We start from the raw sequence: 15,183 nt of genomic DNA, 5'->3' as shown, positions 1-15,183 counted from the left end.
AAAGTTGCTATTTTTAGTGCCAAATCATACGATCGCCAATTTTTTACAGCCGCTAATGTCCAACATCAATCGAGATCGGGAAATATCTAGATTAGGGATTAAGCACGCTCGGTGTGCTTAATCCCAGTCTGTTAATCTCGAAACTCGATTCCGCAAGGCTGCGGCTATTGCTGGAGTAAACGCCACCCTGCCGTCAAATATCAGCTTTCTTTGCGATCGGGCGTAACGTTTTTGAGATTGAGAACCTAATTTAGATTTGGTACGATCGATTAGTCCAATTATATTGGAATAATCGATCGTAGCGACAGTTCCATCTGTTGTAAGTGAAAAATGCACATCCCCACCTTCACATTACTCATTGTTGAAGACTTTGCGCCAGATAGAGAGCTATATCGACGCGCTCTGAGCCAAGACTCAAGGTGTGTGTATCAACTGTTGGAAGCAGAATCTGTCGAAGCGGGGCTAGCATTGTGCCGATCGAATATAGTTGATGCGATTCTGCTTGATTATGCGCTGCCGGATGGGGATGGGCTGGCATTTCTAGCAGCACTAGACAATCAAAGTAATGGCAGTAGTCCACCAGTGGTGATGTTGACGGGAGTGGGCAACCAAGGAGTTGCAGTTCGAGCTATGAAACTGGGAGCAGAAGATTATTTGGTCAAGTGCGACCTGACACCACAACTATTGCAATCTACGATCCGAAGTGCAATCGAAAATACCCGCCTCCGGCTGCAATTGCAGCAGTCTCAAGAGCAAGCTGAACTCACGCTGCAAGCCAAGAATCAGCAGATTACGACGATTTGGGAAAGCATGACCGATGCGTATGTCACGCTCGATCGCCAGTGGCGAGTCGTTTACACCAATCTGGCGGCAACTGAAATATATCGCCAAACTACTGGTCTAACACCAGCAGAATATTTGGGTAAAAGTTATTGGGAAGTGTTTCCCGCGACGGTGGGCACGATTGTCGAGCAGGAATATCGCCGAGCTGTGACCGATCGAGTGGCTGTGCATTTTGAGGTATTGTACGAGCCAACTGACACTTGGTTAGAGATTCATGCTTATCCCTCGGAGATCGGCTTAGGGCTTTATTTTAGGGATATTAACCAACGCAAGCAGAATAAAGCGGCACGGCTTCAAGCCGAGCGAGAGCGAGATCGATTCTTCGATTTATCGCTCGAGCTGCTGGGAGTTGTCAATCTGGATGGATATTTCGTGCGGATCAATCCAGCTTGCGAACAAATTCTCGGTTTCACTAGTGCCGAAATCATGGCACAACCCTATCTCGACTTCTTACATCCTGACGATATCGCAGCATCGATGGCTGTGCTTGAAAGCTTGAGCGCAGGTAATGTGTTAGTTAATTTTGAGAATCGCTATCGCCGCAAGGATGGATCTTATTGCTGGATTTTGTGGAGTGCGATCCTAGAGCCAGAGCACAACTTAGTCTATGCCAGTGGGCGTGATATTACCGAACGGAAGCGCGATGAAGAACTACTCCGCCAGAGTGAAGAATTAACCCGTCGCATCTTAGAAAGCAATCGCGACTGTATCAAAGTTCTGGACTTAGCAGGTCGGTTGATTTATATGAACGATTACGGACAGTCACTGATGGAAATTGATGACTTCAATACTGTCGCTAGGAGTCAATGGCTCGAATTCTGGCAAGGTAGCGAACGAGAATTGGCTCAAACTGCTTTTAGCAAAGCGTTGGCAGGGGGAGTCGATCGATTTGATGGTTATTGTGCGACTGCCAAAGGTACGCCGAAATGGTGGGAAGTAATTGTGACACCGATCCTCGCTGCCGATGGTCAGGTCAGCCAAATTTTATCGGTTTCGCGCGATATTACCGAGCGCAAACAGTTAGAAGCCCAATTGCGCCAACGAGAATCACAATTGCAGCTCTTTGTTAAATACGTACCAGTGGGAGTCGCGATGTTCGATCGAGACATGTGCTATCTGAGTGCTAGCGATGTCTGGCTCGATTGCCACGAGCTACGCGATTCTCGTACCGAGAGGCTACGCCAACGAGATATTGTGGGACGATCTCACTACGATCTTTATCCCAATCTGCCCCAAGAGTGGAAAGAAAGGCACCAGCGTTGTCTTGCTGGTGCGATCGAAAGTTGCGAAGAAGATCTATTTCCGCGTCCCGATGGAGCGATCGATTGGGTGCGCTGGGAAGCTCGTCCTTGGTATACCGATACCGATGAAGTTGGCGGCATCATTATGTTCTCGGAGATTATCACCGAGCGTAAACTCCAGTCAGCCGCACTACTTCAGAGCGAACGGAAGTTTAGTGCCATTTTCAACCAAACTTTCCAGTTGATGGGATTAGTAAACCTGGACGGGGTGGTGCTGGATGTCAATCAAGCCGCCTTAGACTCGATCGCGGCTTCAGAGTCCGAAATCGTTGGTAAAAGCTTTTGGGACGCGCCCTGGTGGCATACAGAGCAGTTACAGCAGCAACTGAAAGCGGCGATCGCCACTTCCGCCAGCGGTCAATTTGTGCGCTATGAAGTAGAATTTCCCAATCCCAATGGCGGGGTAACGATTACCGACTTTTCGCTCAAACCGATGTTCGATGAGGTCGGACGAGTTGAATCGATCGTCGCAGAAGCCCACGATATCAGCGATCGCAAACACGTCGAACGAGAACTCAAAGAATCCGAGGAGCGGTTGCAGACGGGGATTGAAGTGGCTGGTGTCGGGCTAGCTAGGTTTGACTATGCTACGAATTTGGTTGCACTCTCGCCAGAAGCAGCCGCGCTCTATGGATTTGCGCCTAACCAGCTAGTCGTGACGCGAGAACAGATCCACGATACATTTCATCCAGACGAACGCGCCGAACTCGAAGAAATTATCGCCCAAGTAATCGATCCAGCGGGTACGGGTTGGTTTGCTCGCGATCATCGGGTGATGTGGCCCACTGGTGAAGTCCGTTGCTTGAGCGTCCGCAAGCAAGTCGTTTTCGACCGATCGGGTGCCGTGGCACGTCCGAGTTATGCCATTCTGGCGGCGATTGATATTACCGATCGCCGACAAGCTCAAGCTGATTTAGAACAGCGCAATCAAGAGCTAGACAGCTTTGTCTATGTTGTCTCTCACGATCTCAAAGCACCGCTCCGAGGAATTGCCAATCTGTCCGAATGGATCGAGGATGACTTGGAAGGATCGCTCAGTGTCGCCAATCAAGAGCAAATGACACTGTTACGCAGCCGAGTGTATAAGATGCAGGCCACGATCGATGGTTTGCTCGACTATGCCCGCATCGGTCAATTGGATGAAACAATCGAGTCAGTTGCAGTTGCCAAACTGTTGGTTGATGTCATCGATTCGATCGCCCCACCGCCGACATTTACGATCGAGCTACCGCCAGCTCTGCCAATGCTATCTACTAGACGGCTGCCCTTGTTCCAGGTACTCGCCAATCTCATCGGCAATGGCATCAAACATCACGATCGAGTGGATGGCTCGATCCAGGTTTCGATCGAGGATCGCGGTGACTGCTATGAATTTGCGATCGCTGACGATGGCCCAGGAATCGCGCCAGAGCATCACGATCGGATGTTTAAGATCTTCCAAGCCGTGAATCCGCAAAATCGATCGGACAGTACGGGGATCGGGTTGGCAATTGTCAAGAAAATTGTCGAAGCCGAAGGTGGTACTATTTGGCTGGAGTCCGAACTCGATCGGGGTACGACATTTTACTTTACCTGGCTCAAGTGTTAGTAGTAAATTTCCGCGATGGTGATGGCAAAATAGTCGAAGCGATCGATATGATTACCTCACGAGATTCTCACACTTTAAACCTAAGATGAGAAGTATTAAGGAAAATGAACTGTGAAAGTTGCTATTTTTAGTACCAAGTCATACGATCGACAATTTTTTACAGCCGCTAATTCACAACATCAACATCAACTAACATTTTTAGAACCTAAACTCGATCGACACACCGCCATCCTTGCGAAAGATGCCACCGCTGTTTGTATCTTTGTGAATGATGAAGTCGATAAAGACACGTTAGAGGCTCTCGCTAGCCATCATGTCAGCCTCATTGCCTTGCGCTCTGCTGGGTATAACAATGTCGATGTCGAAGCTGCAAAAAATCTGGGCATCAAATTAGTGCGAGTTCCCGCCTATTCTCCCTATGCCGTCGCCGAACATACCGTGGGATTAATCCTGACACTCAATCGCAAATTACATCGCGCCTATAACCGCGTCCGTGAAGGCAATTTTTCACTCGAAGGATTGCTCGGATTCGATTTACACGGACGCACGATCGGAATTATCGGTACGGGCAGAATTGGCACAGTCACCGCTCAAATTATGACGGGGTTTGGTTGCAAAGTTATTGCATACGATCCCTACCGCAACCCCCAATGTGAGGAGATCGGAGTCCAATATATGGAGCTGTCCCAACTATTTTCCCAGTCAGATATTATTACCCTCCATTGTCCATTAACTCCAGAAAATCATCACTTAATTAATAAAGAGGCGATCGTCCAAATGAAGCCCCATGTGATGCTAATTAACACCAGTCGGGGCGCATTAATCGACACAGATGCGATTATTACTGCACTCAAATCATCCCAAATTGGTGCATTAGGATTAGATGTCTACGAACAAGAGTCAGCACTATTCTTTGAAGATCGATCCGATCGAATTATGCAAGACGATACCTTTGCCCGCCTGATGACTTTTCCAAATGTGATGATTACCGGACATCAGGCATTTTTTACTGAAGATGCAATGCGGGCGATTACCTACGGTAGGCTTCGCCAACGCTGAAGTGACACTAGCAAATATCACGCAAATCGAACAGAAACAGCCTTGTGAAAATGAAATTTAGATTCAGGAATTAACTAAAAATGACACTTAAAATTGGTATCAACGGCTTCGGGAGGATCGGACGGCTAGTTGCACGAATTGCTATGACGCATCCCGAATTGGAACTAGTCGGTGTCAATGACCTTGTTCCCGCCGATAACCTTGCCTACCTGTTCAAATACGACTCCACCCACGGCACATATTCAGGCACCGTTGTAGCCCAGCCTGACGGCATCTCGATCGACAATCGCTTTGTATCCTGTCTGGCGATTAAAGATCCAGCCGAACTCCCTTGGCGCAAACTAGGAGCCGATTATGTAGTTGAATCCACTGGATTTTTTACTACCTTTGAGGGTGCCCAAAAACACATTCAAGCTGGAGCAAAACGAGTAGTCATCTCAGCCCCAACCAAAGACCCCGACAAGATTCGGACTGTGGTAATGGGAGTCAATCATCAGGAATTCGATCCAGCAACGGATGAAATTATCTCCAACGCAAGCTGCACCACTAACTGTCTGGCTCCAGTTGCCAAAGTCTTGCACGACACCTTTGGAATCGCCGAAGGCTTAATGACTACCGTTCATGCCATGACTGCCACCCAGCTAACTGTCGATGGCCCCAATAAAAAAGACTGGCGGAGCGGACGGGGAGCCGCTCAGAATATCATTCCCGCCTCAACTGGAGCGGCAAAAGCAGTCGCGCTCGTATTACCCGATCTCAAGGGAAAGTTGACGGGGATGGCGTTTCGGGTAGGCACTGCGGATGTTTCAGTCATCGACCTGACTTTTAAAACTGTCAAATCTACCACATATCCAGATATTTGTGCAGCGATGAAAGCGGCAGCGGCAGGAGAATTGAATGGCATCTTGGGCTATACCGAGGACAAGGTTGTGTCGATGGATTTCCGCACCGATCCTCGTTCGAGTATCTTTGATGCCACGGCAGGGATTGGTTTAAATGCCAACTTTTTCAAGGTGGTGGCTTGGTATGATAATGAGTGGGCTTATGCCTGTCGGGTTATCGATTTGATGCTGTTTATGGCAAGAAAGGATGGACTGATTTGAATCGAATCGACGAAAGTTTGCCCGATCGAGGAAAGGCACTATCCCTATTATTTTAAGCTAGATAATTAAGTTGCTTTTACATGAGGGCCGAGGAAACGCTCACCATTAAAATGAATCAGATGGTCTGGATTATCAGCAATCCACACTTCAGTTTCCCATGCAATATCAGCCGCATTCTTGCGAAATTCAGCACGGTCTGGAAATGCTGTCACATATACAAGACCAACCTTACAATCTTTGAAGGCTTCCTCAAGTTCAACCCACCGCTTTGGGGATATAGGGCCATGACTCGTAACTGCTTCAATCAAAAATAGCCATTCCCGATCTTCGTCATACACCACAACATCTGGCAATTTTTCATGTGACATTGGGGTTACACCCAATGATTCCAGGTATTCGGCTTCTAAAAACATCAGTTTTCCGCCTTCTTTTCGACTGCTGGCGGTATCACCAATGTATAACAATCGACCGCCAGTACCGATGAAGCGCGAACAGAATTCGTGAATAATGTCGGCGTGAAGCTGGTTATGCTTACCAGGTGAGAGTGTGATGGTTTCGCCGCTGGGTAAGCTAATTGGAATTTTGTGCAGATCGAGAGCGCGGTCGTATTGTGCCTTCAATTCGGGCACAGCGTCCTTGTAATTTTGAACTTTCCCCAGCCAGCCGCCGTGTGGATATTCCGCCAGAATCTCCAATATTGACTGATTCAATGAATAGTTATTGTCTTTGCTATTGGTTGCTCGCGTAGGGTCATCTCGGTTTCGATCGACAATACGGGCTTGCTCGAATTGATGAAGTGTGTATTTTCTAATGGTTTCGCGGCTACCCGTCTTATAGTCCATTCCATATTCATTACGAATGAATTTCATGATGTTCACAATTAATAAAAGCGTTGCTGTTGATGAACTCCAGTCATCCGAAGGTTTTATATTAGCCAGAGCCAAAAAGACCCATGCCGATCGATCTTTACACTGTGCTTTTGGCAGCCCCAAGGCAGTCAACAATGCTTTTGCTTCATTAAGTTTCTCTTTTTGCTGTGCCGTAAATTCCAAACTTCACCCCTTATGTTAAATTCATTACACCAAGAACTGGGTTCACGATTAAATCAATTTTAGCCGTTTCAAAAAGCTTCAGCTTGTAAGCTTGCTCACCGATTTCTTTCACTTGGTCGCGGGATGGAAATTTCATTACCCTGATTTCAGTAGCATTTACTTGTGTATTGCCTGAAATGCACCTGAAATACTTATCCATGAATGATGAATTAAGAACAGTCGCAAGACCGTAGGCTTCAATAGTAGATAGCTCACCACCTAATATGCCAATATAATTTATCTTGTTACCAAAACCAATCGATTCACGACAGTGCATTTTGGCGAGGTGAACGCTAGCGACCAAACGCCGCTTTTCGTCTTTGGAAGAAAAACGTTTTAGCAACACATAATTACCATTTTTCATCGTATGTTTATCATGGTGTTCATTAAGCTTAAAGGATACGTCTTTCTTATGATTACCTACCCAAGTTGCGGTTAGTGGGGTCACATTGTGTGGACGGTAAAGCGGAACTGTATTTTCTGAGCTGGTGTCTTCGGTGATGTATTGGCGGGCACGATGTTCGACCACACGACCAGTCGAAATAAAATACCCAGCACCTTCAAAAGTGGTTTTCAAGGTTTCAGCTTGCTGCAAAATGCCAGCGGCGTAAGCTGATTCAGGAATTCTAATTAGTCTTTGGTCATTTGAAGGATCGACAATTAAATGAATCGGATATTGTTTCTCTTCGGCATGGTTGATGCTGACATCGCAGTCACTCGATCGAACTGTTATGGTATCGGCATTACTGCCTTTAATGAAATAGCAAATAATATTTTCTTGAAGCACCGCTGAGTCAACATTCTTAAACACCTTGTCTCTGTGTTTGAAAATATGAATTAAGCTTATTGCTGATTCAGTTAGTAAGTATTCACGAAAACTCCTGAAATAAAGTCCATTTGTGAAACTGCGAGGTGTTATCGTTACCATCTGTCCCCCAACCTTCATGCAAGCCATTACAACTGCCATGAATGAAGCATATATATTCGGATCGCCTTGATACAGATCGGCTACCGCTCTAGCATAAGGTGAATCTTTCGCACTGTATTTAAAGTATGGCGGGTTGATTACTGATATATCGAAGGGCTGAATGGTTTCTTCTTTATCTGGTCTAGCAAGCACAAAGTCTTGACAACAGATTTCATAAGTGAAGGTTGCTAGTTGTTTAGAAAACTTGCGCTGAATGATATTTAGCGTTTGTTTAAGGTTGGCAACTGCCTCATAGTCAAGTTCATATAGTACAGCGTGAACAGTCTTACAACCCATACCTAAGCAATGCAAAGCAGTAGACGCAGTTAACATACCAGTTCCTGCGCCAGCGTCGAGAATGCGAATAGTCTTACTTTTGGGCTTGACGACCAGAGATGCCATGTAATCAGACACAGCCAATCCTGTGAAGAATTGCCCCAATGTCTTCCTACTTTCCAATGATTTAGATCTGAGAAACGCACTTTGAAGGCTAATAATATCGTCTTTTGATTCAAGAAGTGCTTGCCGATTCAACTATTTCCACCCTTGCCTATACGTCTTATACATTCCAAACATTATCTCTCAATTGGTATCAATCGTTCAAAATCTGTTTGCCGATCGATCCTCCAGCAGCATCCAGTTCATACACGATCGGTACACCCGTTGCCAGTTCTAGTGCTGTCACTTCATCTGGACTCAACCTATCGAGCATCATGATAATCGATTCTCCAAAGGAGAGGCTCCGCCAACGCAATGAGTTACCATGTGCGGCAATTAAGACATTATCACCTGCGCGTAAATGGGGCAGAATCCGGCTGTTAAAATAAGCAACCACCCGCTGTTGGGTATCCTCCAAGCTCTCGCCGCCCGGAGGTCGAACACTGTAAGATCTGCGCCACTTTTGCACCTGTTCGTTGCCGTACTTAGCAGCCGTATCCGCTTTATTTAAACCCTGCAACTCACCATAAAACCGCTCATCGAGGGCAGCATTCGTAAAAATAGGTAGTTCTTCCGCCGGATTACCATCATAGCTGTCCCAGCCGCGCCAATCTGCGTCGGGTTGCTCGTGTTTAATAATCGGAATTTTGCCACCGCAGATGTCATCATTTTCGGTTAGACAAATTGTTGCTGTTTCAATTGCCCGAATTAATTTACTCGTGAAACAGACATTCACTCGATAACCACTAAGCCGACAGGAAGCAATTGTCGCCTCAGCACGACCGCGTTCGCTCAGGGGTACATCTACCCATCCCGTGAACTTATTGAGGGCGTTCCAGAGGCTCTGACCATGCCGAACCAAAATTAGTTGAGCCATTATTCTCGCTCTTGATTATTCGCAATTCACTACTTCAATATATAACTACCTCACGAGATCCTCACAATATTAGCCTAAGATCGCAGTACTTAATAACTTCCGAATTCCCGACAATTTAATACCCTAAATTAAACTACTTAATGAATAATTCCAGCCGGAATGCCAATTCTGTAGATTCATCCAACGCACTTATCAATATTGCTCAGAAAGATGTAGCTGGAGTTCTGAAATTATTCGATACTACTCTAGATGGACTAACTGAAACCGAAGCCCAGCGGCGATTATTAAAATCGGGATTAAATGAAATCGCCCGTAAAAAGCCAAGTAAGTGGTATATCCAACTGCTGAAAACGGTGACAAATCCCCTCTCACTGCTACTAATTGCGCTGGGGACAATTTCATTGTTAACTGGGAGTCCTACCGCAGCTTTTATCATTTTTATGATGGTAATTTTCGGAGGACTGTTACGGTTTTCTCAAGAATTTCAGTCGAATAAAGCTGCCGAAAAGCTGCGAGAAATGGTCAGTATCACCGCCGCAGTGAGTCGCCAGGGTAACAATAAAGTTACCACCCCAAAAGAGCAACAAGGCATCAGCGGAACAGAAATTGCCGTGAAGTTATTAGTACCTGGGGATATTGTCTTTCTCTCAGCCGGAGATATGATTCCTGCCGATATTCGGCTAATTGTAGCGAAGGATTTATTTCTTGGTCAATCTACGCTCACAGGCGAATCGCTCCCTGTCGAAAAACACGTAAATCTGGCCGACAAGCAGGAGAAAAACCCCTTAGAGCTGGTCAATCTCTGCTTTATGGGTACGACGGTAGTTAGTGGTTCGGGCACCGCTGTGGTCGCCGAAACAGGCAGTCATACTTATCTGGCATCAATAGCCAAGACACTCGGTGGCAATCGAGTTCGCACCAGTTTTGATAAAGCTGTAAATAGTGTGACCACGCTGCTATTGCGCTTTATGCTGATTATGGCTCCACTCGTATTTCTGATTAATGGCGTAGTCAAGCACAATTGGGTAGAGGCGTTCACTTTCGCTTTATCTGTTGCTGTCGGATTAGCTCCTGAAATGTTGCCTGTAATTGTGACCGCAAACTTGGCAAAAGGGGCAATTGCAATGTCTGACAAAAAAGTGATTGTCAAAAACATCGATGCGATTCAAGATTTTGGCTCGATGAATATCCTCTGTACCGACAAAACAGGTACCCTCACCCAAGATAAAATCGTCTTGCAACGGCATTTAGATCCCTATGGAAAAGAAAGTTTGGATGTGCTTAAATATGCTTATCTCAATAGCTTCTACCAGACTGGCTTGAAGAATTTATTGGATGTCGCCGTATTAGAACGCAAACAAGAACTTACATCCTTAGATATTGACAGAGACTACCACAAATTTGATGAGATTCCATTCGACTTTGTGCGGCGAAGGATGTCGGTGATTATCGCCGAAACGGGCAAAGACCATGTGCTGATTTGCAAAGGTGCCGTTGAAGAAGTCCTCAAAATTTGCACTCAACTCAAAGTTGATGACAAGATTTTGCCGATCGATGAGTCAGTTCATACTAGAGTTGCCGATTTACAACAAAAGCTCAATTCTGATGGGCTACGGGTGATTGCAGTAGCCTACAAAACGATTCCAATAGCACAATCTCACTGTACGATCGCTGATGAAAGTAATCTGATTTTATTAGGAAACATTGCCTTTCTCGATCCACCCAAAGATTCCGCCGCTCAAGCACTTAAAGCTCTCAAGCGCAATGGAGTCGATGTCAAAATTTTAACTGGAGATAATGAGATTATTACTCAAAAAATCTGTCGAGATGTGGGCTTACCCGTTCAAAATGTTTTATTAGGTAGCGATATTGAATCTTTAGCCGATGATAAGTTAGCCGAAGTTGCTGCAACTACCACTATTTTTGCGAAGTTCTCGCCCACCCAAAAAGCTAAGGTGATTCAGGTACTCCGCAAAGCAGGTAACATCGTTGGCTATATGGGCGATGGTATTAATGATGCAGCAGCCTTGCGAGAGGCTGATGTCGGCATCTCCGTCGATACAGCCGCCGATGTTGCCAAAGAATCAGCAGACATAATTTTACTCGAAAAAAACTTATTAGTCCTAGAGTCTGGAGTCACGATCGGTCGCCAGACTTTTTCAAATATAGTAAAGTACATCAGAATGGGTACTAGTTCTAATTTTGGTAATATGTTTAGCGTTCTTGGCGCGAGTGCATTGCTGCCATTTTTACCAATGCAACCAGTCCAGATCTTAATTAATAATCTTCTCTACGACTTTTCCCAAACAGGCATTCCCTTCGATAATGTGGACAAGGAAGATCTCGTCAAGCCACCCAAGTGGAAGATTGAGAATATTCGACGGTTTATGATTTTCATCGGCCCGATTAGCTCTATTTTTGATTATGCCACTTATGCCCTGATGTGGTTTGTGTTTGGAGCAAAATCTGTAGAGCATCAAGCTTTATTTCAAACAGGTTGGTTTGTCGAAAGCCTGATGACTCAAACTCTCATCGTCCACGTAATTCGGACGGCTAAGGTGCCTTTTTTCCAGAGTCGAGCTTCTTTACCCATGCTGCTAATTACCGCGACTGTGATGTGTATCGGGATGTATTTGCCATTTTCACCCATCGGATCTAGTTTGGGATTTGTACCGTTACCAGCCGTTTACTTTCTCTGGTTAGCTGGCATCCTGACTTGCTATTGTGTTTTGACTCAACTTGTCAAAACTTGGTTCATTAAAAAATATGGATATACATGAGGTTATCCATCTGTTATACTTGCAACGCTTGCTCTGAGATAGTTTTGACGTTAATGTTTTGGCTATTTTAGGTCAAAAAAGCAATGATAGAATGCGCCTTTGAGGGCTATCTTGCAGGCTTTTGGGCCGATCCTGTAGCTATCTCCGATCGAGGTAAACCATTGTACGATTGAAGCACTGGGTTTATTCCTGCCGCCCAGTACTAGTTTTACTATTTTATGTACTGTACCTTATTTACATGCAAACCGCTGTATTTGGACAACCAGCCGATTAAGCCGCAGATTCAGATTTATGCGACCGATATTAGCGATCGATCGACACAGCTAGAGCTGGCTTTTATAAGTATAGCTCGGTCGCAGATGTCTCCCCCGAACGGCTCCAGCGATTCTTTGTGCCCGTCGATGGTGGGTATCGGATCGCCAAGTCGATCCGCGAAATGTGTGTCTTTGCCAGACAAAACATCTGTAGCGATCCGCCTTTTTCCAAACTAGATCTGATTAGCTGTCGCAACGTGCTGATCTATTTGGGCGCAGCACTCCAAAAGAAGATTATGCCGACCTTCCACTATGGACTAAAAACCACGGGTTTTCTGCTGTTGGGCACATCGGAGACAACTGGTGACTTCTCAAACTTGTTTATTGCGGTAGATAAAAAGCAGAAAATTTATGCCAGAAAATTGGCTCCAGCACGGCTGACGATCGATCTGATTGCGGATGCCCATGCCAGCGAGATTGTCAATCCCACCCCCAGCGACGACCCGGCGTGGAGTGACTTCGATCTGCAAAAAGAAGCAGATCGGATCGTTTTAGATCGGTTTGCGCCTGTTGGTGTCGTCATCGATAACGATTTGGAAATTCTCCACTTTCGGGGACAGACTAGTGCAGCGTCAAGATTAAAACTTAGGGTTGCTAAAATGAGGAAAATCGGCAAAATTAGGCGAATAAGTGTCAAGCGGATGGCGAAAAAATATATTGTCAGACTGACAGCAGAAGAACGTTCCCAACTCAGCCAAGTAATTAAAAAATTGAGGGGTAGTAGCCAAAAGGTGCGCCGCGCACAAATTTTACTCAAAGCAGATATTGAGGGCGCAAACTGGACAGACGCGCAAATCGCCGCAGCGTTTGACTGCCGAACGCAGACAGTGGAAACTATTGTCAATCAGCGAATCGCTGCCGGACTGCAAGCTTTAGACGATCCCGATGTTTTGACAGCTTTTCGGATGGCAAATCGATCGATCTCCACTGCCATTCGTCAGCGGGGTATCCATAATACAGATCTATCTCCAGTAGATATCAAGGTGAAAGCCCCCACATGGCGACCATTTCAGCTAGCGTTCCTATTAATGAACCTAGTCGGTATCGCTCAACCAACAACGATCGATCGGGAAATCGTCGATTTACTCTTCTTCCCCACAGGTGGCGGTAAAACTGAAGCCTACCTGGGATTAGCTGCTTTTACTCTCGTCCTTCGTCGTCTGCGGAATCCAGGTATTGACGGGGCAGGAATGAGCGTTCTGATGCGTTATACCCTCCGCCTGCTCACCATCGACCAACTCAGTCGCGCTGCCACTCTCGTTTGTGCCCTCGAATTAGAACGGAGTAAAGATCCTGCCAAGTTGGGAGTCTGGCCGTTTGAAATCGGGCTATGGGTGGGTTCCGCTGCTACTCCCAATGAAATGGGCAAACATGGCGATAAAAAAGACCACACCGCCCGTCAAAAGACGATCGATTATCAAAGTGGCAGAACTCAAAATTCGCCGATTCCCCTCGATAGTTGCCCTTGGTGTGGATCTAAATTTGACAAGAAATCTTTTCAACTTCGCCCGACTGAAGCCAATCCCCTCGATCTCAAAATCACTTGTAGCAACCGCAAATGTGACTTTAGGGGCGATCGATTCTTACCAATTGTCACCGTTGATGATGCCATCTATCGGCGGCTGCCCTGTTTCTTAATTGCCACCGTCGATAAATTTGCCAGTCTGCCGTGGGTAGGACGCACAGCGGGATTGTTTGGGAAAGTTAATAGCTATAGTGTGGATGGATTCTATGGTGCTGCTACTCCCGACATCAAAGGTAGTAGTCGGCTTTCACAGGGATTACTACCACCGGATCTAATCATTCAAGACGAGTTGCACCTAATTTCGGGGCCGCTCGGTACGATGGTGGGACTATATGAAACCGCGATCGAAACCCTAAGTTGCCGGACGATTGATGGTAAAGCAATTAAACCCAAAATAGTCCCATCTACGGCTACTGTGCGCCGCGCTACCAGTCAAATTCGCGCTTTGTTCGGACGCGACCAAGTAGAAGTTTTTCCACCGCCTGGAGTCGATTACCTACGGTAGGCTACGCCAACGTCGTGACTCGTTCTTTGCCCAAACCGTTTCCGCTCAAACGAAAAATGCCCGTCTATATGTGGGCGTTTCGGGACAAGGGCGAAGTTTGAAAGTAGTGCTACTGCGTACCTATCTCGCACTATTAGGCGCGAGTCAGAAGCTATGGGAAGCAGAGAAAGGAGCGAGAAACCATGAAAATCCTGTCGATCCTTACATGACATTAGTGGGGTACTTTAATTCCCTGCGGGAACTAGGTGGTAGTCGGCGAATTGTCGAGGATGAGGTGCGATCGCTTTTAGAGGCATATAGCGACAGGAAGCGAGAGACAGAAGCAATTGGCTGGTTTGCCGATCGCAAGATTGCCGACGATCCATTAGAATTAACCTCGCGAGTTAATACCAGTCAGGTGGCGGAAGCGAAGGGCAGGCTGGATAAGACTTTCCACGGGATCGATCGCAAACATGCCGTAGATGTCGTGTTGGCAACCAATATGATTTCAGTCGGTCTAGATATCACTCGTCTGGGTTTAATGGTAGTTCTCGGACAACCCAAAACCACCGCCGAATATATCCAAGCCACCAGCCGCGTCGGACGCGATGACGAACGCCCTGGATTGGTGATTACCCTGATGAATATCCATCGACCGCGAGTCGTTGGCGTAGCCTCTCGGAACCTGGAAAGAAACTGAAGCCGTCAAACAGCGCGGCAGAGAACTCTTAAATGGTCATCAAACTTGGTTAGCCAGAACGGGACGCAAAGATGAAGATTTTCCCTTTCCACCTGAGTTCGATGAGGCATAGC

General features: G+C 46.3%; 8 protein-coding genes and 2 pseudogenes. 6 read left to right on the top strand and 4 right to left on the bottom strand.

Annotated elements, in window-relative coordinates; genetic code table 11:
* Window positions 1-117 precede the first annotated feature (117 nt).
* On the bottom strand, window positions 118-336 hold the full coding sequence (locus CHA6605_RS35475; RefSeq protein WP_232432193.1) for a hypothetical protein: 219 nt from the start codon (window positions 334-336) through the stop codon (window positions 118-120).
* On the opposite strand from CHA6605_RS35475, the gene CHA6605_RS31340 reads away from it, so the two are divergent.
* The 3 genes from CHA6605_RS31340 (at window position 331) to gap (ending at window position 5,894) form a co-directional block, all read left to right on the top strand.
* Window positions 331-3,732, top strand: a complete 3,402-nt coding sequence (locus tag CHA6605_RS31340) for a PAS domain S-box protein (RefSeq protein ID WP_015158539.1) — start codon at window positions 331-333, stop codon at window positions 3,730-3,732. The two genes, CHA6605_RS35475 and CHA6605_RS31340, sit on opposite strands and share 6 nt — an antisense overlap.
* Window positions 3,733-3,843: 111 nt before the next feature.
* A complete protein-coding gene (locus tag CHA6605_RS05525; RefSeq protein ID WP_015158538.1) occupies window positions 3,844-4,791 on the top strand; it encodes a 2-hydroxyacid dehydrogenase in 948 nt (315 codons plus the stop codon).
* Between the two features lie 80 nt (window positions 4,792-4,871).
* On the top strand, window positions 4,872-5,894 hold the full coding sequence (gene gap, locus CHA6605_RS05520) for a type I glyceraldehyde-3-phosphate dehydrogenase (RefSeq protein ID WP_015158537.1): 1,023 nt from the start codon (window positions 4,872-4,874) through the stop codon (window positions 5,892-5,894).
* Between the two features lie 65 nt (window positions 5,895-5,959).
* Here the strand turns inward: gap and CHA6605_RS05515 are convergent, their stop codons facing one another.
* Genes CHA6605_RS05515 through CHA6605_RS05505 form a run of 3 tightly spaced genes read right to left on the bottom strand, consistent with a single transcriptional unit; the run spans window position 5,960 to window position 9,267 of the window.
* Window positions 5,960-6,946: a BsuBI/PstI family type II restriction endonuclease gene (locus CHA6605_RS05515; RefSeq protein WP_015158536.1), complete on the bottom strand. Its 987-nt coding sequence runs from the start codon at window positions 6,944-6,946 to the stop codon at window positions 5,960-5,962.
* 10 nt (window positions 6,947-6,956) lie between these two features.
* On the bottom strand, window positions 6,957-8,486 hold the full coding sequence (locus CHA6605_RS05510; RefSeq protein ID WP_015158535.1) for an Eco57I restriction-modification methylase domain-containing protein: 1,530 nt from the start codon (window positions 8,484-8,486) through the stop codon (window positions 6,957-6,959).
* Window positions 8,487-8,544: 58 nt separating this feature from the next.
* Window positions 8,545-9,267: a 2,3-bisphosphoglycerate-dependent phosphoglycerate mutase gene (locus CHA6605_RS05505; protein ID WP_015158534.1), complete on the bottom strand. Its 723-nt coding sequence runs from the start codon at window positions 9,265-9,267 to the stop codon at window positions 8,545-8,547.
* A gap of 140 nt (window positions 9,268-9,407) precedes the next feature.
* Between CHA6605_RS05505 and mgtA the strand changes: the two genes are divergently transcribed.
* The 3 genes and pseudogenes from mgtA to CHA6605_RS37080 form a co-directional block, all read left to right on the top strand.
* Window positions 9,408-12,047 (top strand): magnesium-translocating P-type ATPase, encoded by a 2,640-nt coding sequence (gene mgtA / locus CHA6605_RS05500; RefSeq protein WP_015158533.1) that lies wholly within the window; start codon window positions 9,408-9,410, stop codon window positions 12,045-12,047.
* Between the two features lie 313 nt (window positions 12,048-12,360).
* Window positions 12,361-12,690 (top strand): annotated as a pseudogene (locus tag CHA6605_RS37085) (CheR family methyltransferase); the annotation flags it as partial.
* Between the two features lie 507 nt (window positions 12,691-13,197).
* A pseudogene (locus CHA6605_RS37080) lies at window positions 13,198-15,031 on the top strand (helicase-related protein); the annotation flags it as partial.
* Between the last annotated feature and the right edge of the window lie 152 nt (window positions 15,032-15,183).

It is taken from the genome of Chamaesiphon minutus PCC 6605 (assembly GCF_000317145.1).
Classification (GTDB): domain Bacteria; phylum Cyanobacteriota; class Cyanobacteriia; order Cyanobacteriales; family Chamaesiphonaceae; genus Chamaesiphon; species Chamaesiphon minutus.
Note: the sequence above shows the minus strand (reverse complement) of the source record. Positions and strands in the feature narration are given on the sequence as shown.